Origin of the sequence: Luteitalea sp. (genome assembly GCF_044337415.1) — a bacterium.
Classification (GTDB): Bacteria; Acidobacteriota; Vicinamibacteria; order Vicinamibacterales; family Vicinamibacteraceae; genus Luteitalea.
On record NZ_JBIINP010000037.1, the window covers coordinates 1 to 23476 of the forward strand.

Annotated in this window: 19 protein-coding genes and 1 other RNA gene; 4 read left to right on the plus strand and 16 right to left on the minus strand. The window is 70.3% G+C overall.

The features are described from left to right. Positions 1–242: 242 nt before the first annotated feature. Positions 243–1880: a hypothetical protein gene (locus tag ACIRDX_RS08495; RefSeq protein WP_396624984.1), complete on the minus strand. Its 1638-nt coding sequence runs from the start codon at positions 1878–1880 to the stop codon at positions 243–245. Continuing rightward, positions 1847–3628: a hypothetical protein gene (locus ACIRDX_RS08500; protein ID WP_396624985.1), complete on the minus strand. Its 1782-nt coding sequence runs from the start codon at positions 3626–3628 to the stop codon at positions 1847–1849. The genes ACIRDX_RS08495 and ACIRDX_RS08500 overlap by 34 nt, the downstream gene beginning before the upstream one ends. 26 nt (positions 3629–3654) lie before the next feature. Here ACIRDX_RS08500 and ACIRDX_RS08505 point away from each other — a divergent pair, with 26 nt between their 5' ends. Further along, positions 3655–6276 (plus strand): hypothetical protein, encoded by a 2622-nt coding sequence (locus tag ACIRDX_RS08505; RefSeq protein WP_396624986.1) that lies wholly within the window; start codon positions 3655–3657, stop codon positions 6274–6276. Between the two features lie 13 nt (positions 6277–6289). Here ACIRDX_RS08505 and ACIRDX_RS08510 read toward each other — a convergent pair whose 3' ends face one another. Then, on the minus strand, positions 6290–7123 hold the full coding sequence (locus tag ACIRDX_RS08510; RefSeq protein WP_396624987.1) for a hypothetical protein: 834 nt from the start codon (positions 7121–7123) through the stop codon (positions 6290–6292). Between the two features lie 116 nt (positions 7124–7239). Here ACIRDX_RS08510 and ACIRDX_RS08515 point away from each other — a divergent pair, with 116 nt between their 5' ends. The 3 genes from ACIRDX_RS08515 (at position 7240) to rfaD (ending at position 11946) form a co-directional block, all read left to right on the plus strand. Continuing rightward, the gene (locus ACIRDX_RS08515; protein ID WP_396624988.1) at positions 7240–8997 is read left to right on the plus strand and encodes an ABC transporter ATP-binding protein; all 1758 of its coding nucleotides are present in this window, start codon (positions 7240–7242) and stop codon (positions 8995–8997) included. Then, entirely contained in the window at positions 8997–10871 is a 1875-nt protein-coding gene (locus ACIRDX_RS08520; RefSeq protein WP_396624989.1) for an ABC transporter ATP-binding protein, read from the plus strand. Before ACIRDX_RS08515 ends, ACIRDX_RS08520 begins: the two co-directional genes overlap by 1 nt. 67 nt (positions 10872–10938) lie before the next feature. Next, a complete protein-coding gene (gene rfaD / locus ACIRDX_RS08525; protein ID WP_396624990.1) occupies positions 10939–11946 on the plus strand; it encodes an ADP-glyceromanno-heptose 6-epimerase in 1008 nt (335 codons plus the stop codon). Positions 11947–12028: 82 nt separating this feature from the next. Here the strand turns inward: rfaD and ACIRDX_RS08530 are convergent, their stop codons facing one another. From ACIRDX_RS08530 to infC, 13 genes are all read right to left on the minus strand, one after another. Next, the gene (locus ACIRDX_RS08530) at positions 12029–13222 is read right to left on the minus strand and encodes a response regulator (protein WP_396624991.1); all 1194 of its coding nucleotides are present in this window, start codon (positions 13220–13222) and stop codon (positions 12029–12031) included. 67 nt (positions 13223–13289) lie between these two features. Then, positions 13290–14042, minus strand: coding sequence for a class I SAM-dependent methyltransferase (locus ACIRDX_RS08535; RefSeq protein ID WP_396624992.1), 753 nt, complete (start codon positions 14040–14042; stop codon positions 13290–13292). Beyond that, complete coding sequence (locus ACIRDX_RS08540) at positions 14042–14677, minus strand: 3D domain-containing protein (RefSeq protein ID WP_396624993.1); 636 nt, start codon at positions 14675–14677, stop codon at positions 14042–14044. The genes ACIRDX_RS08535 and ACIRDX_RS08540 overlap by 1 nt, the downstream gene beginning before the upstream one ends. A gap of 2 nt (positions 14678–14679) precedes the next feature. After that, complete coding sequence (gene thiL / locus ACIRDX_RS08545; protein ID WP_396624994.1) at positions 14680–15756, minus strand: thiamine-phosphate kinase; 1077 nt, start codon at positions 15754–15756, stop codon at positions 14680–14682. A gap of 2 nt (positions 15757–15758) precedes the next feature. Continuing rightward, entirely contained in the window at positions 15759–17354 is a 1596-nt protein-coding gene (rny, locus tag ACIRDX_RS08550) for a ribonuclease Y (protein WP_396625009.1), read from the minus strand. A gap of 152 nt (positions 17355–17506) precedes the next feature. Beyond that, positions 17507–17692: non-coding RNA, 6S RNA (gene ssrS / locus ACIRDX_RS08555), on the minus strand. Positions 17693–17843: 151 nt separating this feature from the next. After that, positions 17844–18191, minus strand: a complete 348-nt coding sequence (locus ACIRDX_RS08560; protein WP_396624995.1) for a cell division protein ZapA — start codon at positions 18189–18191, stop codon at positions 17844–17846. Positions 18192–18198: 7 nt separating this feature from the next. Further along, on the minus strand, positions 18199–18471 hold the full coding sequence (gene zapB, locus ACIRDX_RS08565) for a cell division protein ZapB (RefSeq protein WP_396624996.1): 273 nt from the start codon (positions 18469–18471) through the stop codon (positions 18199–18201). A gap of 36 nt (positions 18472–18507) precedes the next feature. After that, a complete protein-coding gene (gene pheT / locus ACIRDX_RS08570) occupies positions 18508–20664 on the minus strand; it encodes a phenylalanine--tRNA ligase subunit beta (protein WP_396624997.1) in 2157 nt (718 codons plus the stop codon). Then, positions 20661–21746 carry a phenylalanine--tRNA ligase subunit alpha gene (gene pheS, locus ACIRDX_RS08575; protein WP_396624998.1) on the minus strand — a complete coding sequence of 362 codons (1086 nt, stop codon included), beginning with the start codon at positions 21744–21746 and terminating at the stop codon, positions 20661–20663. The genes pheT and pheS overlap by 4 nt, the downstream gene beginning before the upstream one ends. A gap of 108 nt (positions 21747–21854) precedes the next feature. Then, a complete protein-coding gene (rplT, locus tag ACIRDX_RS08580; protein WP_396624999.1) occupies positions 21855–22223 on the minus strand; it encodes a 50S ribosomal protein L20 in 369 nt (122 codons plus the stop codon). A 150-nt stretch (positions 22224–22373) separates the two neighbouring features. After that, positions 22374–22571 (minus strand): 50S ribosomal protein L35, encoded by a 198-nt coding sequence (gene rpmI, locus ACIRDX_RS08585; RefSeq protein WP_396625000.1) that lies wholly within the window; start codon positions 22569–22571, stop codon positions 22374–22376. 135 nt (positions 22572–22706) lie between these two features. Continuing rightward, complete coding sequence (gene infC / locus ACIRDX_RS08590; protein WP_396625001.1) at positions 22707–23417, minus strand: translation initiation factor IF-3; 711 nt, start codon at positions 23415–23417, stop codon at positions 22707–22709. Between the last annotated feature and the right edge of the window lie 59 nt (positions 23418–23476).

Consider the following 23476-nt stretch of genomic DNA (forward strand, 5'->3'; position numbering starts at 1 on the left):
CGATCGCACGCACGGCTGCGGCCTTGACCTCCTCCGGCGCGGGGAAGTCGGGGAAGCCCTGCGACAGGTTGACGGCGCCATGCGCCAGCGCGACGCGCGTCATCTCGCGGATGACCGACTCGGTGAATCGGGAGGCTTTCTCTGACGGTTGCACGGCTACAGGCTACAGGCTGGAGGCTACCCGAGGCGATAGGTGTGAGCGGCAGTGGCAGTGCAGCGCCAGCGTCGCCCGAGGGCGACGCCTACTTCTGGCCCGACTGAGAGCCCTGGATGCGATAGATGCGGCGGGCGGTGTCAGAGGCCACCAGCGTCACGCCGGGCATGCGCGCCAGCGCGGCCACAGCATCCGACGCCTGATCGACGTGGACGACGATGTGGGTGACGCCGGCCTTGCGGAGGGCGTCGATGCTGTCGGCGCCGGGGAAGCCCCGGAACGCGAGGTAGTGCTCGACGTAGCTCTTCGGGGTGTAACCGGAGTACCCGTTCAGCAGCGGCTTCCAGTACGCGGTCGATGCCTGCACCGCCGCCGCGTTCACGGTCACTCGCGCCGGCTCAGGGAAGGGCAGTTCCGCGACGACGGCGTCGGGCTCGCGCGCAAGCGCCTGGTACACCGGCGGGATGCCGTCGAACGCGACGAACCCCATCGGCACGCGCGTGTTCTCGAGGTTGACGCCGATCACCGCGGCAACGCCGATCACCTTCGCCGCGCGGACGGCCCCGCGGGCCGACAGCCGCGTGCGCAGCCACGCCAGGCCGAACGCCCCGAGCACGCCGACGGCGAGCAGTGGCAGCAGCGCGAAGCGGGCCACCGCGCGGATGCCCTGCAGGATCGGCACGAGGCGATAGAGCAGCGCGTAGCCTGGCAGCTCCGGGCCGAAGCTCAGCGCCGCGCCGACCAGGCCGATCACCAGCCACGTGCGCGCCCGCGCATCACGCCAGGCGATGCCCGTGATGATGGCGACAAGGGCGAGCAGCCACGGAATCACGCCCGGGAACGCCGCGGAGTTGGCCTGCCGGTACACGCCGGCATTCCACGTCTCGAAGTGCAGGCGTGCGCCCGTCGCGACGAAGTTGGCCCACGAGCCTGCGTACTGCCGCACCTCATCGACCGATCGCGTGAGGCCCTGGTCGTGCTGCACGCGGTAGTACTGCAGCAGGAACGGACTGCAGACCAGCGCCATCACGGCGGCCGCCAGCGCGAGTCGTGGCAGCACCGCGCGCGCGCGCGTCCCCATCCAGTCGGCGGGACGGACCAGCACGCCGACGACCAGCGAGACGGCCGTCATCACGAGCAGGTAGCCCGAGCAGAGCATCTGCAGCGCGCCATACAGCCCGAGGCGCAGCGCGTCGCGTCGTGTGCCCGAGCGCAGCGTGTCGTCGAGCGCCAGGAGCGCCAGCGGCAGGAACTCCAGGTGCATCGCCTGGATGTGCGCCATGCGTGTGAGCGTGTCGGTGTTGAACGCGGCGAGGCTGCCGGCCAGCAGCGCGGCGTACCAGTCGCCCGTCCAGCGATGCACCACGAGCGCCATCGCCCAGCCGCTCAGCGCGAGGCCGATCCAGAGCGTGACGTTGTAGGCGAGCACGGGCGAGCCACCCGCCCAGAAGACCGGGGCCGAGAACAGTGCGGGCACCACCAGGTGCTCCGAGAAGGCGAGCGTGCGGGGCTCGGGGAAGAAGATGTTGGCGTCGAACAGCGACAGCGGCTGCGTGGCGAGGGCGTGGGCCACCCAGCCGAGGATCCACTGATTGAGCAGGCCGTCTGCGCTGTCGGTGCGCGAGAGCGTGGCAGGCGCCGTGACCAGCGGCCACGTGTGCGCCAGCGAGAGGCACGCGAAGAACGCCAGCGCTAGCGCGGTGCTCCGACGATCTCGTAGAGCCACACGTCGCCTTCGGTTTCGAGTAGCCGCACGTACTCCTTGTACTGCTCGAGCCTCTCGCGCAGCCGGACTCGGCTGCGGCTGTCGTAGTGCCCCAAGTGGATGATCGCGTATTTCGCCTGGTGGCGGTCCACCAGGATCTGCAGCGACTCGGCGGTGGGGAAGCTGCTGATGCGCACCACCTCGTCGCGGAACCACTGCGGGATGTGGTCGCTGTACCCGTTCACCAGCGGGTGCCAGTGATACGTCGAGAGCAGCATGTAGCGCGCATGCCGAGGGAAGTCGCTGCGGATGTACCAGAAGGGCAACTCGACGACTGGCCCGGTCGGCCGGTTCGCCAATCGACGGTACAGCTCAGGGACCTGGATGGCATTCTCCAGCCTGATCGGTGCGGTGGTGTATTCCGCCGCGAAGAGCAGCGCGAGGAGCGATCCCGCCATCAGCTGCGTTCGCGGCGGACGACGCTCGGTCCAGGTGCGCAGCGCGACGAGGGCGAGCACGCCGAGCGCGAGCGACACGAGGATCCCGAAGCGGCCCGGGGCACGCAGGAACGTGAAGATCGGGATGCCGTAGTAGAGCGCGGTGTAGAGGTACGCCTTCGGGCCGAAGCTTGCCCAGAACGCGATCAGGCCCACCAGGCCGTAGAACGTCGTCGTCTCACGGCGGTACGGCGGGTCGAGGGGGGAACCCGAAGGTAGGGCCGGCTCTCCCCCTCGACTACGCTCGGGGCCAGCGAGCCCGGCCATCACCGACCGTCGGTCATGGCCGACGGCTACGGAGCGACTGCCGCTGGAGAGAGCCTCCCCACTGCGCCGCAAGCCGACGACCAGGCCGGCGAGGCCGAGGGCCGTCAGCAGGAAGCCGGGGAACAGCACCTCGTTCCAGCGACCGAGCCACGGCAGCATCCAGCGATGCGCCCACGCCGACGAGGCGAGCCACGCCTGCCAGTCGGCCGAGTACATCGCCGCGTCCTCGAGCAGGCGCGTGAACCCGAGTTCCTTCTGGACGCGCATGTACGGCAGGAAGAACGGCCCGACCAGGGCCAGGCTCACGACCGCGCCAAGGGCAATCGATGTCCAGTAGGAGCGAGACCGCCAAAGTCCACGCGAGACCGCGAAGAACAGCGTGCCGAGGCCGACGGTGAGGCCGGCGAAGATGCCGAAGTACGCACACGCCAGCGCCTGGATGGCGAGCGTCACGCCCAGCCACACGCCACGCGCTGCGGACGGCCGGTCGACCAGCCTGTGGAAGGCCTGCAGGGCGAGCGGCAGGCCGAACGTCATCATCAACTGGATGTGCGCCGTGCGCGCGAACAGGTACGGGCAGTACGTGAACGCCACGGCGAAGGCCGCGGCCAGGCCGCTCGAGGCGCCGAGCGTCTCGGCGAAGCCCCACGCGAAGACGAAGGCCAGGACCAGCGCCGTGAGGATGGCGCCGTTGTGCGTCGCGTACGGGTTGCCGCCGGTCGCCACGTGGAACGGCGCGCCGAGCAGGCCCGTGACGACGTTGGCTTCCGAGTAGGCGAGGGTGTCGCGATCGGGATGGAAGATGTTGGACTGGAACAGCGAGGTGGGGGCCGTGGTGAGGGCGTGGGCGACCCAGGTGACGTTCCACACGCTCCACTCGCCGTCGCCGAAGTTCAGGCGCGCCGCGCGGTCGAACTTGCCGGCCATGGGCCATGTCATGGCGATGGCGAGCAGCAGGCCCAGCACCAGGCGGCCGCTCCATGTCGCGGCGCGTCCGGACGGCATGGGGGCGTATGGTAGCATGCCGCCCGATGCGCGCCCTGGTGCCGCTGCTGACGGCTGGGGCCCTTGCGCTCGGGGGATGGCTGGCGACCGGGACCCTCACCGTCCGCGCCCTCGACGATCCTGCCCGCATCGGGCTCCTCGCGCCGGCACGCGCGTTCCTGTCGTACCTGTTCCCCCTTCTGGTGCTGTCCGGCCTGGGCCTGGCGTACGCGTCCCACTGGCGCACGCCACTGGTGGCGCTGGCGCTGGTGTCGCCAGTCATGCTGCCGTGGCTGCCGCTGCCAGTGCCGGCGGCGTGGCTGGCGTGGACCGGCCCGCTCGCCGTGGGCTGGTGGCTGGCCTGCATCGCGTACGTCTACGCTGACGCGTTCCGCGCGCTCGCGCGTCCGCTCGACGGCTGGATCCGGTCCCCGGCCCGGGCCCCGTGGCTGGCAGCGGCGGTGACGGGCATCGCCCTGGTGGCCACCGCCTGGCACACGGCGCCGCAGCATCCGAAGGGCGATGAACCCGACTACCTCGTCATCACCCAGAGCCTGATTCTCGAACGCGACCTGCGCATCGAGGACAACCACGCGCGCGCCGATTACGCGGCCTACCACCGCGAGCCGTTGCCGCCCAGTTACCTGCAGCGAGGCACCGACGGCCAGATCTACTCGGTGCACGCCCCCGGCTTGCCGGTCCTGCTCGTGCCGGGATTCGTCGTCGCCGGCCACCGCGGTGCCGTGGCGACGCTGGTGCTGTTCGCGATGCTGGGCGCATGGCTGGCCTGGCGCGTGAGCTGGCAGGCGACCCGAGACGAGCAGGCGAGCTGGATCGCGACGCTGGCGACGGTCGGCGCGGCGCCCTTCTTCCTGCACGGCGCGGCGATCTTCCCGGATGCGCCGGCGTCGGTGCTGGCCCTGCTGGCCTGCGGCGTGCTGTTGCGCGGCGCGATGCATACGGGTATCGCCGGGTGTCCGGCACCGCCCTCGTCGGCAGCCTGGGCCCTGGCCTCGGTGGCCCTCGGGGTGTTGCCGTGGCTGCATACGCGCTACGCGCTGCTCTCTGTGGGGCTTGGTGCGGCCAGCGTGGCGCTGCTCGCGTTCCGTCGTGACTGGCGGGCACTGGCGGCGTTCGTGATGCCGGCAGCCCTGGCTGCCCTCGGCTGGTTCGGCTTCTTCGTCGCGATCTACGGCACGCCCAATCCGTCGGCGCCGTACGGGGCCTACACGCAGATGGCGCTGGCACACCTGCGGCCAGGGCTGCCCGGCCTGCTGGTCGACCAGCAGTTCGGGCTCGTGTCGACGGCCCCCGTGCTCCTGCTGGCGCTCGGTGCGTTGCGTCCCTCGGTCAGATCGCAGCGCCCGGGCGCGTGGTGGGTGGCGGGGCTGATCCTCCTGCTGGCGCTCGGCTACACGTGCACGGTGGCGGCATACCGGATGTGGTGGGGCGGCCTGTCGGCCCCGGCGCGGTTCCTCGTGCCGCTGGTGCTGCCGCTGGCGCCGGCGATCGCCCTCGGCTGGCAGGCGCTGCGGTCGCGCGCGTCGCGCCACATGGGCACGGCGGCGCTCGCCGTCTCGTTGGCCTGCACGGCCGCGCTCGTCGTTGCCGAGCACGGCGCCCTGGCCTACAACGTCCGCGATGGCCGCGCCCTCATCGTCGCCTGGGCCAGCCCGCTGATCGACCTCGTGTCCGCCCTCCCGGCGGCGCACCGGGACGCCCCGCTGGTCGTGGTCCACGACGCCTTCGCGTGGGCCGTCATGCTGGCCGCGGCGTGGCTCGCCTGGCGTGTGGCCGAGCGGTACGGGCGACTCTCGGCGCCGCTGTCGATGCTGACGATCGCGCTCGTGGTCGTGCCGGTCGCATCGGCGACGGTCCGCGCCGGGCATCGCGCGGCCGCGCTGCAGCCGGTGGCGTCGCAGGCGCGCTACCTCGCGCGCCGGGCCTCCGCGCCCGGCGACGTCTTGATTGCCGTGACGCCGCCACCCGTCGGCCGCACGCGGACGTGGTTCGACGTCGAACTCGACTCGCGCCGACGGTCCCACGCCTCCGACTTCACCCTGCTGCGTGTCGACGACCTGCCGGCAGGCCGCTATCGCCTGCGCGCCCTCGGCGGCAGCCCCGGCGCACGGCTGGGCGTGTCGCTCGGCGACGGCCGCGCCTCGCGGTTCCTCGCCGATCGCGCGGTGCCCGGCGCCGACGTCTCGTTCGAGTCGGGTGTGCCGATGAAGGGGGTCGTGGTGAAGGCCTCCCGCGAGGCCGCTGGGTCGGTCACGCGGACCTGGCTGGTGGCCGACGAGGTCTGGCCGACGTCGATCGCGCCGGCGACCCGGGCGCATCCAATCGGGACGGTCGTGTGGCTGCTGCCGCAGGAGGGGGTCTACCCCGAGCCTGACGGCGCCTGGCTCGCTGGCGATGCCGAGGTCGTGGTGGGCATCCCTGCCTCGTCAGCCACGGTGACCCTCGCGGCAGGCGCGGCACCGGTTCTGGTGTCGTGGACAGGGCGTGGCGGCGGCGATGTCTCGCTTGCCGCCGGAGAGCGCCGAACCGTCACGCTGCGGCCGGAGCAGGGGCGCGTCCGCTTCGTGACCCGCGGTGGCTTCAGGCCTGGGCAGGGGAGCGTCGGCGGCGACCAGCGCTGGCTGGCCGCGTGGGTGACGGGCACGTAGGCTGTCGCCCTTCCTAGAAGCGCGCGACTCCCATCACGTAGTACCCGTTCATCCGGAAGTCGCCGAAGTCGTTGTCGACCTGGTATCCGAGCGTCAGTCGGCGATACCCGCCGGTCACGCCGAGGTTGTTCGTGAAGTTGAACGTGGCGTAGACGTCGAAGTCGTAGTACTTGCCCGTGTAGTCGCGGTCCTCGCTCTCCGGCAGACGGAAGGCCGAGAACTCACCGCCGATGGCCAGGTTGGGCAGGATGTACCCGCGCCCGACGATGCCGATGGCCGGGATGGGGGCCTTGGCTTCGACGAACTCGCTGGTGATGGGCGTGGTCAACTCGGCGCGCACGTCGGTGTACTTGGCCTCCACCAGGAAGCCGAGGAAGCCGCGGTCGCGGTAGATGAAGTCGTACTCGTACCCCACGCGGTAGGCGTTCCACTTGAACTCGCCCTGGATCGGCAGCCCGACCGGGTACAGCACGCCGTTGAAGATGATGTTGCGGCGCAGGATGGTGTCGACGTCGTACTTGATGGGGATGTACTCGCCGCGGAACTTGTGCTTGCGCCCCGGCCTGAGGACGACGCGAAACGCCTGGAACCTCGCCTTGAGCACATCGAGGTCCTTCGACAGGCTGATGTCGCTGCCGAGGATGCCGAACTGCTCGCTGGAGAACACGATCTCCGGCGTGGGATTCCAGATGCCGTAGGCGATCTCGACGTTGTACTTCTCGCCGGTCGCGGGGTCGGAGCCCTGCTGCTGCCCCAGGGGGGTGTACTGGGCCACGGCAGGGCTGGTCGTCAGGGTCCAGGCCAGGCCCACGCCGCCCAGCATCGCGAAGAGTCGTCGCACCTTCATAGCCACGCCTATCGGACGGACATGTCCGGCCCTGTAGGCCCTCGCGAGGACCCGGCGCCCTCCGACTCCCGACTGCCGACTCCCGACTGCCGACTGCCGTTCCCTATAATCGACAGGTGCTCTCCGCCTTGCGTCGGTTGGTGCCGTATCTCGGCCGGTACCGACGCCCCATCTCCCTTGGACTGACGTGCGCCGTCTTTTCCAACCTGTTCTCGCTGCTCACGCCGTGGGTGCTCAAGTACGCCGTCGATGACCTGACGGCCGGGGTCACGCACGGCAAGATTGGCCGGTATGCGACGGCCGTGCTCGCCATCTCGGCCGGCGGTGGGCTGTTCCGCTACTTCATGCGTCGCCTGATGGTCGGGGCATCGCGCGAGATCGAGTTCGACCTCCGCAACGACTTCTTCGCGCAACTGCAGCGCTTGCCTCGCGAATACTTCGACGGCGCCCGGACGGGCGACCTCATGTCGCGGGCCTCGGCCGACCTCGGGGCCGTCCGCATGATGGTCGGGCCGGCGGCGATGTATGCCGTGTCGACCAGCGTGCTGGCCATCGCGGCCGTCGGGATGATGCTGTCGCTCGACCCGTGGCTCACGCTGATGCTCGTGACCGGGCTGCCGCTGGTGTCGCTCATGGTCAAGCAATTCGGCCAGGCCATCCACCACCGCTTCGAGCGCATCCAGGCCCAGCTGTCCGAGATCAGCGCCATCGCGCAGGAGTCGCTCGCGGGCGTCCGCGTGGTGCGGGCCTACGGCCAGGAGGAGGCGGAGCGCCGCAAGTTCCTCGCCGCCAACGACGAGTACGTCGCGCGCAACCGCACGCTCATCCTCCTGCAGGCCTGCTTCTACCCGAGCATGACCCTCGGCTTCGGCCTCGCCATCGTCGCCTTCCTGTACCTCGGCGGCCAGAAGGTCATCCGGGGCGACCTCACGCTGGGCGAGTTCGTGGCCTTCAACGGCTACCTCGGCCAGCTCGCCTGGCCGCTCATCGCGTTCGGCTGGGTCACCAACCTCATCCAGCGCGGCAGTGCCTCCTGGCAGCGCATGCTCGCGGTGCTCGACACACCGCCGTCGATCGTCGATGCGCCTGGGGCGCAGTCGCTGCCGAGGCCGGTGCGGGGCGACCTGCGCATTCGCCAGCTCTCGTTCGCCTACGCGGCCGGGCCGTCCGTGCTGCACGACATCGATCTGCACGTCCCTGCCGGATCGACCCTGGCCATCGTCGGCGCCACCGGCAGCGGCAAGTCGACGCTCGTGCACCTCCTGGCGCGCCTGTATGAGCCGCCGGTCGGCACGGTGTGGCTCGACGGCCTCGACGTCCGCCACGTCCGTCTCGGCGACCTGCGCGGCGCCATCGCCTTCGTTCCACAGGAGACGTTCCTGTTCAGCGCGTCGCTCGAGGAGAACATCACGTTCGGCAGCCTGGCGGAGCCGGGCGAGATCACCCGGGCCCGCGTCGAGGCCGTGGCGGCGATCGCGCGGCTCGACAAGGACGTCGTCCAGTTCGCCGAGGGCTACGCCACGCGCGTCGGCGAGCGCGGCCTGACGCTGTCTGGCGGCCAGAAGCAGCGCACGGCGATTGCCCGGGCCCTGATGACCGATGCGCCGGTGCTGGTGTTCGACGACGCGCTGTCGGCCGTGGACACGTACACGGAGGAAGAGATCCTCACCCGGTTGCGCGAGGTGACCGCCGACCGCACCACCATCATCGTGGCGCACCGCATCTCGGCCGTACGCCACGCCGACCAGATCATCGTGCTCGACGAGGGACGCATCGTCGAGCGCGGCACCCATGCCAGTCTTGCGCAGGCGGGCGGGCCGTATGCCGAGCTCGTGCGCCAGCAGCAGCTCGAGGCGGAGCTCGCGACCTCCTGATGGCTCCGCACGACGACGAGATTCTCGGCAAGGCGTACGACAGCCGGTTGATGCGCCGGCTGATCGGGTACCTGCGCCCCTATTGGGCCCGCGCCCTGGTGGCCCTGGCCGCCATCGTGATTGGGGTCGGCTTCCAGCTCGCGCAGCCGGTGCTGGTGAAGCGCGCCATCGACCAGCACATCGCGACCGGCGACCTGCGCGGCGTCGGCGTGGTCGCCTTGCTGTACCTGGGCACGCTCCTCGGCGCGTTCGTCGCGGAGTTCGTGCAGACCACGACGCTGCAGATGCTCGGCCAGCGGATCATGTACGACCTGCGTCGGCAGGTCTTCGATCACCTGCAGCGGCTCGACCTCGCCTACTACGATCGGAACCCGGTGGGGCGGCTGATGACGCGCGTGACCAGCGACGTCGACGCCATCAACGACCTCTTCACGTCGGGCGTCGTGTCCGTGTTCGGCGACGTGCTCTCGCTCTGCGGCATCATCGCGGTGCTCGTGTCGCTCGACTGGCGGCTGGCGCTGCTCACGTTCTGCGTGATGCCGCTGATCCTGTTCGTCACGCAGTGGTTCCGGCGGAACGTGCGCGAGTCCTACCGCGAGGTGCGTACCTGGGTGTCGCGCCTCAACGCCTTCCTGCAGGAGAACCTCACGGGCATGTCGACCGTGCAGCTGTTCCGCCGGGAAGGCCGTGCGCTCGACGAGTTCCAGCGCGTCAATGGCGAGCACCGCGACGCCAACCTCCGGTCGATCTACTACTACGCGGTGTTCTACCCGGCCATCGAGCTGATCGGCGCACTCTCCACGGCGCTGATCCTGTGGTTCGGCGGCGGCTGGGTCCTCGCCGGCACGCTGACGATCGGCACGCTGGTGGCGTTCATCCAGTACGCGCAGCGCTTCTTCAGGCCCATCTCGGACATGTCCGAGAAGTTCAACCTGCTGCAGGCCGCGATGGCGTCGTCCGAGCGGCTGTTCGGGCTGCTCGACACGCCGGTCAGCGTCATGGATCCGGGTACGGGGTACGGGGTACCGGGTACGGCCACCGCGACTGCCGGCGACTCACCGACGCCGCACTCCCTGGGCGTGAGCCCGCCGAAGCCGAAGGCGAAGGCGGGGAGGATCGTCGTGGACGACGTGTCGTTCGCGTACACGCCGGGCGTCGACGTGCTGAAGCACGTGTCGTTCACGGTGGAGCCCGGGCAGCGCATCGGCATCGTCGGGGCGACGGGGTCGGGCAAGAGCACCCTCATCAACCTGCTGCTGCGGTTCTACGACGTCACGAGCGGCCGCATCACGCTCGACGGCACGGACCTGCGTGACCTGCCGCTGGCGGCGCTGCGGTCGCATTTCGCCCTGGTGCTCCAGGACGTGTACCTCTTCTCCGGGACGATCGCCGGCAACATCCGCCTCGGGCGCGACGACATCAGCGACGCGCGGGTGCGCGAGGCGGCGCAGGCCGTCCATGCCGACGCGTTCATCCGCGACCTGCCGCAGGCCTACGACACGCCGGTGGCCGAGCGCGGGGCCACGCTCTCGGTCGGCCAGAAGCAGCTGCTGTCGTTCGCGCGGGCGCTGGCCTTCGATCCGCAGATCCTCGTGCTCGACGAGGCCACGTCCAGCGTCGACACGGAGACCGAGATCCTGATCCGCGACGCCCTCCACGTGCTGATGGAGGGCCGCACCACGATCGCCATCGCCCACCGGCTGTCGACCATCCAGGACATGGACCGGATCCTGGTGCTGCATCGGGGTGAATTGCGCGAGGCGGGCACCCACCAGGAACTGCTGGCCCTGCGTGGGATCTATCATCGACTGTACGAGTTGCAGTACCAGTCGCACGCGCCGGCGACGGCGGTGGCCACTGGGGACCGCGGATAGGACCGGCGTGTTCCTCTCGACGACGTGCGGGGCGCGTGCCGTGTGGCCTGCCCTCGAAGGAGCCTGAATGATCGACCTCGGACGCGCGCGCGTGCTGGTCACCGGAGGCGCCGGCTTCATCGGCTCGGCGCTCGTGTGGGGGCTGAACGGGCGCGGGAACTCGCGCATCGTCATCGCCGATCACCTCGGGACCGGCCCCAAGTGGCGCAACCTCCGCGCCCTCCGCTTCGAGGACTACCTGGACGCGGGTGATCTGCTGCCGCGCCTCGAGTCCGGTGCGCTCGGCGCCTTCGACCTCGTGCTCCACATGGGCGCCTGCTCGGCCACCACCGAGCAGGACGCCGCGTACCTGGCGCGCAACAACTACGAGTTCAGCAAGGACCTGTGCCGCTGGACGCTCGGACGGGGGGCCGCATTCGTGTACGCCTCGTCGGCGGCCACGTACGGCGACGGCGCCATGGGCATGGACGACGACCCGGCGGCCATCGAGTCACTGCGGCCGCTGAACATGTATGGCTACTCGAAGCTGATCTTCGATCGCTGGGCGCGCGATCAGGGTGTGCTGGGGGAGGTCGCCGGCCTGCGCTTCTTCAACGTCTTCGGGCCCAACGAGGACCACAAGGGCGACATGCGGTCGGTGGTACACAAGGCGCTCGCGCAAGTGCAGGCCGACGGCGAGATCCGCCTGTTTCGCAGCCATCGCCCCGACTACCGCGACGGGGAGCAGCAGCGCGACTTCGTCTACGTGAAGGACGTGGTGGACATGACGCTGCACGTGGCCGCGCACGGCGCGACCGGCCTCTTCAACATGGGGACGGGGGAGGCGCACACGTGGCTCGAGCTGGTGCGCCCGATCTTCGCCGCGCTCGACCTTCCGGAGCGCATCACGTTCATCGACATGCCCGAGACGCTCCGGACCACGTACCAGTACCACACGCTGGCCGACGTCTCGCGCTTGCGCCAGGCCGGGTACGCCGCCCCGGCCACACCCCTGGCCGACGCCGTCACCGAGTACGTGCGGCAGTACCTCGTGCCAGGCCGATACCTGGGCGACGAGCCGCAGCCCCACGGGTAGGGCCGCGTGTCCCACGCGGCCGCTGTCCGAGGGCACTGCGGCGCGGTGGGACACCGCGCCCTACCGGGGGGGACGCCGCACCCTATCCCGTGTGCGAGGGGGCGTCGAGGGCCTGGCGGACGCTGCGGAGCAGCGCCTCGACCGTGTAGGGCTTCTTGATCACGTGGGGCACGTCGACGTGCGACCCCGTCGCGCGGTGCCCGCCGGCGGCGTCGCCGGTGGAGGCCACGAGGCGGACGTCCGGATTCAGCTTGCGCAGCGCCGCGATCGTCGGCCAGCCGCCCAGGTCGGGCATGGCCAGGTCGGCGACCACCAGCGCGATGTCGTCGCGGTGCTCGCCATAGAGCGTCACGGCGCGTCCGCCGTCGGCAGCCTGCAGCGTGCGGTATCCATGCCGCTCGAGCGTGTGCGCGATCGCCAGGCGCACCGCGTGTTCATCGTCGACCACCAGCACCAGTTCGCCGTGTCCTTCGAGGTCGGCGTCTGGTTCAGGGTCGTGCCACGTCGCCAGGTCGCGCGGCTCGGCGATGGGAAACACGATCCGGATGGTTCGCTTGCCCGTGTCCTCGCCCTCGACGCGCAGCACGCCGTCGTGGCTGCCGACGATGCCGAGCACGCGCGCCAGCCAGGGGCCATCGGCGCCCGTCGTGTCTCCGGCTGCGACGCGGGCGAGGTCGGCCGACGTCACGGGGAGGCCACTGTCGCGCAGGGCGACCACCACGTGGTCGCCTGCCGGCATGGCGCCCGTCTGGCCTTCGACCGGCGCCTCGGAGGTCACGTTCCTGATCGTCACGGTGAGGTGGCCGCCTGCCGGCTGTGCGTCGAGGGCGCGCGTGCACAGCAACCCGAGCAACTCGTGCAGCAGCGCGGGATCGGCGCGCACGGCCCACAGGTCGTCCTGCACGAGCAGCGTGAACCCGATCGCGTCGCCGTGCAGGTCCTGCAGGCGCCGCTCGAGCACCTGGGCGATGTGGCCGACATGCACCCGCGTGCGCTGGCCCTGGAGCCCGCGACTGAATGCCATCACCTGCCGCACGACCGCGGCCCCGCGCTGCACGCTGTCGTCGAGGAGTCCGAGCAGGGCCAGGCCAGCGGCGTCGCGCACGTGCGGTCGCAGCATCTCGGTCACCATCAGCAGCGGCGTGAAGGCGCTGTTGAGGTCGTGGGCCATGCCCGAGGCGAGCGCCGCGACGCTGTCGAGGCGCTGGGGGCAGGGCGCAGGATCGTCCTGGCCGGTCTCGCCGGGGAGCAGCACTGGGGCGTCTGGGGAGTCCATGACCTGTCCGGGGCACCGGCCCCGCGCCGAGATTGTGCCTCGACTGGCGTCGCGCTGTCTCGCCCGCCTACGCGGCGCCGCGCTTCTGGGCCAGCAGGAGCAGGGAACTGCCGACCGGCATGTCGAGGCGACGCACCAATGCGGCCTCGCTCCTGAGGAGGGCCGCCAGCGTGTGGTTCACGGGCGCGCTCGGGATGCTGATCTCGCCCTGCGCCTCCTCGGCCGGCTTCAAGCCGCGCCGACGCTGCCACCAGCGGGAGCCGAACATGATCGGGAAGATCGAGGCATTGGTGAAGGTCAGGCGCTCGACGTGGAAGCCGGCCGCCTCCACCATGCCATGCAGTTCACCGCGCCCGTAACGGTGGGCCTCCTCGGCGAGCACGGCATGGTCGCCCCGCAGCGCTTCGAGCGCCGCCACGTTCATCACCAGGTGCCCGCCGGGCGCGAGGATGCGATGGAACTCCGCCAGCACGCTCCGACCGATGTCGGGCGGGAGGCACTGCAGCACGTCGAAGCAGGTCACCAGGTCGAACGCCTGGTCGCGGAACGGCACCTGCACCACGCTGGCCTGGGCCAGTCGGCGCGTCCCGTGGTCCTTGGCGAACTTCAGGCCCGTCCACGTGAGGTCGAAGCCGAAGGCGGTGCCGTACTGCGCGAGCATCGGCAGGTTGACGCCGGTGCCGCATCCGCAGTCGAGCAGGCGCGCCGGCGGGTGCGCGGCTGCGGCGCGCGCGACCAGCGGCGCCACGAAGGCGCGGAAGCCCTTGAACCAGAAATGCTCGCGCTCGGCGCGTCGCGTGGCTTCGAGGAGGAGATCCATCAGGGCTTCGGCACGGGTGCTGGCGCGGGTGCGCCTTGTGGCGGCGTTGCCGGTGACGGCGCTGGGGATGCTGCCGGCGTAGGCGTGGTCGTGGCCTCGACCTGCGACTCGCGCCGACGGAACTCCTGGCCGACGCGCTCGGGCGTGCTCGTGCGGGGGTTCCAGCCCAGGCGGATCACCTGCAGGCCGATGGTGCGCCGCCCGAACGAGAGCGCCTCGTTGCAGTTCCACATGTAGATGTCGATCTGGCGGCCCTTCACGCGCGGGCCGGTGTCGAGGATCGTGTAGATGCCGTTGTAGCGCTGGCTCAGGCCTTCCACGCGGATGACCGAGCCCACCGGCAACAGGTCGGGGTCGGCGGCAGCGATCCCCGTCTGGATGCCCGCCCCCGACGCCGTCGTCGTGCCCTTGCAGTAGGCGGTGGCCCGGAAGCGCAGCCGCACGCCGGGCGCCGGCGAGGCGACGTCCTGCGGGTCGGGTGGCCCCGGCTGCATCACCGGCGTCGAGTCGCGCGTGCGACGGAAGGCCACCGGCATGTACTCCGAGTCGAAGATCGGGCTCTCGTAGAGCAGCACGAAGCCGAGCGCCGCAGCCGCCGCGACGATGATGCGGCGGCGCAGGGAGCGGGTGAGCAACACTAGCCCCGCCCTCCGAAGTGTTCGAACCCCCCGGGTACCGGCTGCACGCGGCCTTCCTGGTCCACGATACAGACATCGGCGTCCTTGGTGCAGACGCCAATCCGCGTCACCGGAGGCAGTCCCTTGCGGGTCGTCGCGTGTGCGAAGCGTCGCCGGCTGCGCCGTGGCACCGCGAAGAGCAGCTCGTAGTCCTCACCCCCGGACCAGGCGAGCGTCTCGGCGTCGGCCCCGGTCGCGGCAGCAACGCTGGCCAGGCCGGCGGCGCGGGGCAGGGCCCCGGCCTCGATGCGCATGCCGACGCCGCTGGCGGTGGCCAACTGGCGCAAGGCATCGGCCAGCCCATCGCTGGTATCCATGCAGGCCGACGCGGCCTTGTTGCGGCCGACCTGGATACCGAGGGCGACGCGCGCCTCGGGGCGACGGAAGCGGGTCACGGCGGCGGCGATCGTGTCGTCGTGCATCGATCCCGCCGCGGCATCGCCGGCGGTCGCCTGCCACTGCAGCCATGCCAGTCCCGCAGCCGCCGCGCCTACCTCGCCGCTCACGTAGAGTTCGTCGCCGACCCGCGCGCCACTGCGGCGCAGCACGTGTCTCGGCTTGGCTGCGCCACTCACGGTCACGTCGGCGAAGAGCACGGGCGAGCGGGAGATGTTGCCGCCGATCAACCGCACGCGCAGCGCAGTGGCGGCGTCGACCAGCCCATCGATCAACTCGGCCACCCAGCGCGCCTCGAGGTCTGGCGGCAGGCCGAGCGACAGCAGCGCCCAGCGTGGCTCTGCCCCCATGGCCGCGACGTCGCTGAGGTTCACGTGCAGGGCGCGGTGCCCGACGTCGCGCGCGTCGCTGAAGGCGCGCGTGAAGTGCACGCCGTCGACCAGCACGTCGGTCGTGAGCACGTCGACATGGTTGCGCCGAGGCACGACGACGGCGGCATCGTCGCCGACGTCGACGAGCAGATCGGCGGATGGCGCCGTGGCCAGGCGCGCCGTGATCCAGCGGATCAGCGCGTGCTCGCCCACCTGCGCGCACGTCGCCGACGGGGCGTGGTCCCACCCCGGGGGCATGGGGCGATCCATGGTCAGCGGGCGATCTCCACCGCGCGCGTCTCGCGGATGACCGTCACCTTGATCTGCCCGGGGTACTCGAGCTCGTTCTCGATGCGGCGCGCGATGTCCTTGGACAGCCACACGGCATCCTCGTCCGACACCTGCTCGCTCTGCACCATGATGCGGATCTCGCGACCGGCCTGCAGCGCGAAGGACCGCGCCACGCCCTTGAAGCTCGAGGCGATGTCCTCGAGCTTGGCGAGGCGCTTGACGTACGACTCGAGGATGTCGCGGCGCGCGCCAGGGCGGGCCGCGGAGATGGCGTCGGCCGCCTGCACGATCATCGCCTCCAGCGACGGCCAGTCGATGTCCATGTGGTGGGCGGCGACGGCGTCGATCACCGGTGGACGCTCGCCGTGCTTGCGCAGCAGGTCGAGGCCGATCTCGAGGTGGGTGCCTTCCATGTCGCGATCGACGGCCTTGCCGACGTCGTGCAGGAAGGCGGCGCGCACGCTCACCTGGGCGTCGAGGCCGAGTTCGCGCGCCATCACGCCGGCGAGGAACGCGACCTCCTTGCTGTGGTTCAGGACGTTCTGCCCGTAGCTGGTGCGGAACTTCAGCCGACCCATCAGGCGCAGCAGCTCAGGGTGCACGTCGTGCAGGCCGAGTTCGAAGGCGGCCGACTCGCCGTCGCGCCGCACCGCGTCCTCGAGTTCGCTGCGGACCTTCTCGACCACCTCTTCGATGCGCGCCGGGTGGATGCGGCCATCGGCGATCAGCCTCTCGATCGACTGGCGCGCGACCTCGCGGCGGTACGGGTCGAAGCTCGACAGGATGATGGCGCCCGGCGTGTCGTCGACGATCAGCTCGACGCCCGTGGCCTGCTCGAGGGCGCGGATGTTGCGGCCCTCGCGGCCGATGATCCGCCCCTTCATGTCGTCGCTCGGCAGGTCGACCACCGACACGGTGGTCTCGATGGCGTGCTCGGCGGCACTGCGCTGGATCGCCTCGGTGATGATCTGTCGAGCCCGCGCAGCGGCCTGCTCGCGCGCCTCGGCCTCGAGGCGCTTCACGAGGTGCGCCGCGTCGCGGCGGGCATCGTGCTCCACGTGCCGGATCAGTTCCGCCCGGGCCTCGTCGGCGGTGAGCGCGGAGACACGCTGCAACTCCTGCATCACCTCGACGCGCCGCGTCTCGGCCTGCGTGAGCCGCGCCTGCACCTCCTGTTCGGCGGTGACCAGCGACACCTGGCGCTGCTGCACGTCGTCAAGCCGGCGGCTCAGGTCCTGCTCGCGCTGGAGGAGGGCTGCCGTGCGTTCGGTGGCAAGACGCAGCTGATCGGCCGCGTGCTGTTCAGCGGCGCGGGCGCCGTCGTGGAGGTCGCGCGCGGCGCGCTCGGCGTCGAGCAGCACGGCATGGGCGCGCTCCTTGCCGGCCAGCTCGGCTTCCTTGCGCCGGGCCTCGGCATCGCGCTCGGCGCCTGCCACGATCTGGGAGGCCTGCTCACGCGCGTGTTCGGTGTCGGCCTTCAGGCGCTTGCGGGCCCACACGACCCACACCATGACGGCAACGGCCGCCACGGCGTCGAGCGCGAGTCCAAGCAGTTCGAGAGTGGTCCACTGGCCCATGAGTCGCACGACTGTGGCCCGAACCCCGGCACCATGGCAAGCCCGGACTGCTGGCGTGCCGGTGGGCAGGGTGGGCCCGAGTGGGGGCATCGGTCCCGACCGCCCGGACGGGCCGGCGGGCGTGGGCGGGACGAGGAGAGAGGCCGCCTAGAGAAAACCCCGCGTTGCCGTGTGGGGAGGTCGTTGAACCTGCAGAAGCAGGTGGAACCACTGTAAAGGCTGCGCTTCAGGCTTCCTCTCTGCGGAGGCATGCACACCACGCGGCCGTCGTGATTCGCTTGGGGTAAAGAACATCGGCTCAAGCGATCCTCTACCCATCACGCACAACGCAGGCAAGGGTGAGTGTAGCACGCTGGCAATTGGAGATTTGGCATTCGAAATTCCCGGCGGCTCGGCCTGGCGGCCGTCGCTCGCCAGCGACAGTCCGAGGCGCGAGGCTGAAGGCGCGCGCCTCGAGAATTTCAAATGCCCAATTTCAAATGGCCAGCTTCAGGAGCTGTGCTTGGCAAGCACGGCGTCGATCAGGCGCTCGAGCTCCTCGGCCTTCTCGACCAGCGCCGACGCCACGCGCGACTCGTTGTCGCGGCTCCGGAGCGCCTCGTCGGCGATGTTGAGCGCCGCCAGCACCGCCAGCTTCGTGGACTCGCCGATGGGCACCGCCGAGGACGCCGCGTCCATCGTGCGGTCGACGTAGCGGGCGAGCTTGTGGACGTACGCCGGGTCCAGCGCGCTGCGGATCGGATAGCGCAGGCCCTGGATGTCCACCACCACCACGTGGTTCGGGGTGGCCTGCTCGCCGAGCGGCGTCTCGTCGTCCACGGGATGGCGCGCGTTCACCGGCACATCACATCTGCAGGGCGTCGAGCTGCGCCAGCATGTCGGCGACGCGCGTGCGCACCTGGTCGCGTTCCTCGCGCATGGCCTGCAGTTCGGTGGCCACGCCCGCGGCGTCGGTGAGTTGCGCCTGGAGCGCGTCCACTTCCTTGCCGAGACGGTCGTTCTCGGTGCGCAGCTTGGCCGACTCCGCCCGGCTCTTCTCGACGAGCGAGATCAGTTGGCGGATCTTCTCGTCGAGGCGCTCGACGACCCCGAGATCGGCCGTGGTGGTAGTGCTCATGGTGCAGACTCCCTGACCCGCCTCGCGGCAGGTCGATTAGCGCAGGGTGGCGCCGTGCTCGGCCGCCAGCGCCGCGAGGATCGCGTCGGTGGCGTGCTGCACCTCGGCATCCGTCAGCGTGCGCTCGGCCTCGCGGAAGGTCAGCCTCAGTGACAGGCTCACCTTGCCCTCCGGCAGCGACTTGCCCTGGTAACGATCGAATTCGCGGACTCCCACCAGTGTGGCGGGAGCAGATGCCTGAATCGTGCCACGAACCCTGGCAGCCGGCAAGTCAGCCGGCACCACGATCGACAGGTCGCGCACCACCGAGGGGTGACGCGGCAGCGGTTGCATCACCGCCTGCCGATCGGCCTCCCACTGCGGGGCGGCGAGATCGAGATCCAGCTCGGCCACGATGACCGGGTCGACCGCAGGAAGGCCGCGCGCCTCGGCCAGCGACGGCGACAGCTGGCCCACCCAGCCCACCTCCGCGCGGACGCCATCGGTGCCGACGGCCGTCAGCGTGGCCGCGCGTCCCGGGAGCAACGCCGCGTGCTCGCCCGGCGAGACGTCGATCCGCACGCGCAGCACGTCGGCCAGGCGCTGCAGCACACCGATCATGTCGTACAGGTCGACGGCGCGGCCGCTGCCGCTCCAGTGCTCGGCCGTCGCCGCTCCCGTCCACCCGATGGCGACACTGCGCGACTCGCCATGCGCCCTCGTGAAGCGCGTGCCCACCTCGAACAGCCGGATGTCGCGCTGCTCGCGCCGACGGTTGTGCGACAGGCTGTCGATCACGCCCGGCAACACCGAGGGCCGCAGCACCGCGAACAGCTCCGACAGCGGGTTGGCGATGGCCACGGGCGCGGGATCGAACGGCGCCGCGGCCGTCTTCTCGATGAACGTGAAGGTGACCGCCTCGGCAAAGCCCGCGCCGACCAGCAGGTCGCGCACGCGTGCATCGCGCACGAGGCGTGGCGCCGTGCGCGCGGGGGGCGCCGAGAGGGCAGGGAAGGTCACCGGCAGGCGGTCGTAGCCGGCGCAGCGGGCGACCTCCTCGATCAGGTCTTCCTCCCGTGTCACGTCGCCGCGCCAGCCGGGGACGTCGACCCGCCACTGGTACCGCGACCCTTCGTACTCGTCGACATCCGTCTCGGTGGGCGCCTCGACGTGCTCCCGGGTGAGGCCGAAGCCGAGCGAGGTCAGGATCTCCTGCACGTCGGCGACCGGCACTTCCATGCCCAGCACGCGCGCAATGCGCGGCCATCGCAGGCCCACCGTGCGAAGCGCCGGCGTCGGCTCGCCGACGACGATCTCGCCGCTGCGGGCGCGCCCGGCGCCGATCTGCTCGATCAACTGCACGGCGCGGCGCAACGCACGCACGGGCATCGACGGATCCACGCCGCGCTCGAACCGGTACGACGCCTCGGTCGACAGGTTCAGCCGACGACGGGTGCGGCGCACCTGCGCCGGCTCGAAGTACGCGCTCTCGAGCGCGATGGTGGTCGTCGTCGCGCCGATCTCGGTGGCCCCGCCGCCCATCACGCCCGCCACCGCCTGCGCGCCGGCGTCGTCGGCGATCACGAGCATGTCGTCGGCCAGCGTGCGCTCGATACCGTCGAGCGTGGTGATGCGCTCCCCAGCCGTCGCCGTGCGCACGTCGATGTGCGCGCCCGCGATGGTCGTCAGGTCGAACGCGTGCAGCGGCTGGTTCAGCTCCAGCAGCACGTAGTTGGTGACGTCGACGATGTTGTTGATGGAGCGGACGCCGCTGAGCGTGAGCCGCTCGGCCAGCCACGCCGGCGACGGACCGACGGTCACGTCCATCACGGCCGCGGAGTAGACGGGGCAGAGGTCCGGGTGCGCGACCGTCACGCGCAGCAGTCCGGGCTCCGGGTTCCGGGTACCTGGATCGGCGTCGGGTAGTGCCGACTTCCCAGTGGCGACGGCCGTCCCTGTGCCGCCCACCGCCGGCATCGGGTGGCGGAGCGGCACGCCGTACTTCACGGCGACCTCGCGGGCCATCCCGATGACGCTGAGGCAATCAGGCCGGTTGGCCGTGATCTCGAAGTCGATCACCGCATCATCGGCGCGCCCCTCGACCGGGTCCACCGACGCGACCTCGAAGCCGCGCATGGTGAGGTCCTTCGCGAGTTGGTCGATCGCGACGGGGACGTCGACGTACTCCTTCAACCACGAGACGAGGATTCTCACGACGCGAACTGCTCCAGGAAGCGGAGGTCGTTTTCGTAGAACGCGCGGATGTCGTCCACGCGATGGGCGAGCAGCGCGAGGCGCTCGATGCCCATGCCGAACGCGAAGCCGGTGTAGCGCTCCGGGTCGATGCCGACGGCCTCGAACACCGACGGGTGGACCATGCCGCTGCCGCCGATCTCGATCCAGCCGGTGCGCTTGCACATCGAGCAGCCCGGGCCGAAGCACGACTGGCAGCCGACGAACACCTCGGCGCTCGGCTCGGTGTACGGGAAGAACGAGGGCTTGAACATGATCGGCGTCTTCGGGTCGAAGAACTCGCGCGCGAAGCCGAGCAACGTGCCCTTCAGGTCGGCCATCGTCACCTGCTCGCCGACGACGAGCGCCTCGACCTGCTGGAACATCGGCGTGTGCGTCAGGTCGAGGTTGTCTCGGCGGTACACGCGGCCGGGCGCGATGATGCGGATGGGCGGCGCGTGCTGCTCCATGTACCGGATCTGCATCGCCGACGTGTGCGTGCGCAGCAGCGTGGCCGGGCGCAGCGTCACGCCGGCCCCGGGCTCGCCGGTGGCGCGCGTGCCCTGCACGAACGGCTGCTCGAGGTAGAGCGTGTCCTGCGCGTCGCGGGCCGGGTGCTCCGCGGGCATGTTCAGCGCCTCGAAGCAGTGCCAGTCGTCCTCGGTCTCGGGGCCGTCGAGGATCTCGTACCCCATGCGCACGAAGATGCGCTCGATGCGCTCGCGCATCGCATTGAGCGGGTGGCGCGACCCCACCGGCAGCGGGCGCGGGGCCAGCGTGAGGTCGAGGCCGGCGGCGCGCGTCGCCGTCGCCCCGAGGGTGTCCTTGCGGGCCTCGAGCCCGGCCTCCACCGCCTGCTTGAGCTCGTTGGCCAGACGGCCGATCTCGCGCTTCTGCTCGGCCGGCGCCTTGCCGATCTCGGCGTACAAGGCAGTGACCAGGCCGTGCTTGCGGCCCAGGAAGCGATCGCGCAGGGCCTGCAGGTCGGCTGCCGTGGCGACGGCCGCGAGGGCGGCGTCGAACTCGGCACGCAGCGCGGCGACGGAGGAGGAGAGGTCGGTCATGAGCGCGGTCGATTCAAAAAAAAGGGGGTGCGCCTACCGGCGAACCCCCCTCTGCAGCCTCGGGCAATCCGAAATTTCACCGTTCAAACTTCAGATTGCACGTGTTCTTCACGCCGTTTGCGGCTTCAGGGCGTCCTTGGCGCGCGAGGCGATCGCGGCAAAGGCGGCCGGCTCGTTCACGGCCAGTTCGGCCAGCATCTTCCGGTCGACGGTGATGCCGGCACGGTTGAGGCCCGCGATGAACTGCGAGTAGCTGATGCCCTGCTGCCGGGCGGCCGCGTTGATGCGGACGATCCACAGGCGGCGGAAGTCGCGCTTCTTGCGGCGACGGCCGACGAACGCGCTCTTGAGGGCACGGTCGACCGCCTCCTTGGCAAAGCGGTACAGCTTGCTCTTGTTGGCGTAGTACCCCTTGGCAAGGGTCAGCAACTTCTCGCGCTTGGCACGGCGCACCGTGCCACGCTTGACTCTCGGCATATCTCTCTCCGCAGCCTCGGGGCGGCGCTCAACCGACTTGGGGACCCGGACTGCTCAACGAAATTCAAAATTCGAAATTCGAAATTCTCGCTGGCCATGGGCCGGGCGAGTTCCTCGCATTTCAAACTTTCAATCTCAAATTGCCTGCGCCTACTTGTACGGCAGCATCAACTCCAGGCGGCCCTGATCCTGGGGCGAGACGAGCGTGGTGCCACGCAGCGCGCGCTTGCGCTTGGTGGTCTTGCTCGTCAGGATGTGCCGCTTGAACGCGCTGCCGCGCAGGAACTTGCCAGAGGCGGTGCGCTTGAACCGCTTCGAGGCGCCCTTGTGGGTCTTGAGTTTCGGCATGATCTGACTCGTTCTTCTCTTTCATGATGACCGGCTCGCTCGCCCCGAGCGACGTCGAGGGGGAGAGCCGGCCCTACCTCCGGATGCCAGCGACGCATCCGGTCGTCCTGCGGCGCCGCCATGGCGCCGCCGGTCCTACTCGGCCGGCTCGGCGGCTGGTGCCGCCCCGCTGGCCGCCGTGGCCGCCGCGGTCTCGTCGGCCGCGGCCTTGGCCGCCACCCTGAGCTCCTCGTCGGTCATCTCCGGCTCGTCCTCGATGTTCTCCACGAACTCCGGACGCGGCTCGCGCTCCGGCTTCGAGGGCTTCTCGACCTTCTTGAGGCCCGGACGCCCCGACAGGATGGTGTGCATGGTGTTGCCCTCCATCCGCGGGATGTTCTCGGCCACCGCGATCTCGTTCAGCTCGTTGATCAGGCGCTCGAGGATCCGGCGTCCGATCTCCGGGTGGGCGATTTCACGACCGCGGAAGAACACCACGGCCTTGACCTTGTCGCCCTCGTGCAGGAAGCGCGAGATGTTGCGCTTCTTGAAGTCGTAATCGTGCAGGTCGACCTTCGGGCGGAACTTGACTTCCTTCACCTCGATGGTCTTCTGGTGCTTGCGGGCCTGCCGCTGCTTCTTCTGCTCGTTGTACTGGTACTTGCCGTAATCGGTGATACGGCAGACCGGCGGCACGGCCGTGGCAGCGACTTCGACGAGGTCCAGGCCCTTGGACCGGGCCAGGGCGACGGCCTGCGCCGGTGCCATGATCCCCAACTGCGCGCCTGTCTCGTCGATCACCCGGACTTCACGGACGCGGATGCGCTCGTTGATCCGGACCCTGTCGTCCCGTCGGGGACCCCGCATGCGATTGTCGAACGCGATAACGACCTCCTTGAACGCGTCCCGTCGGCCGACCCCCTGGC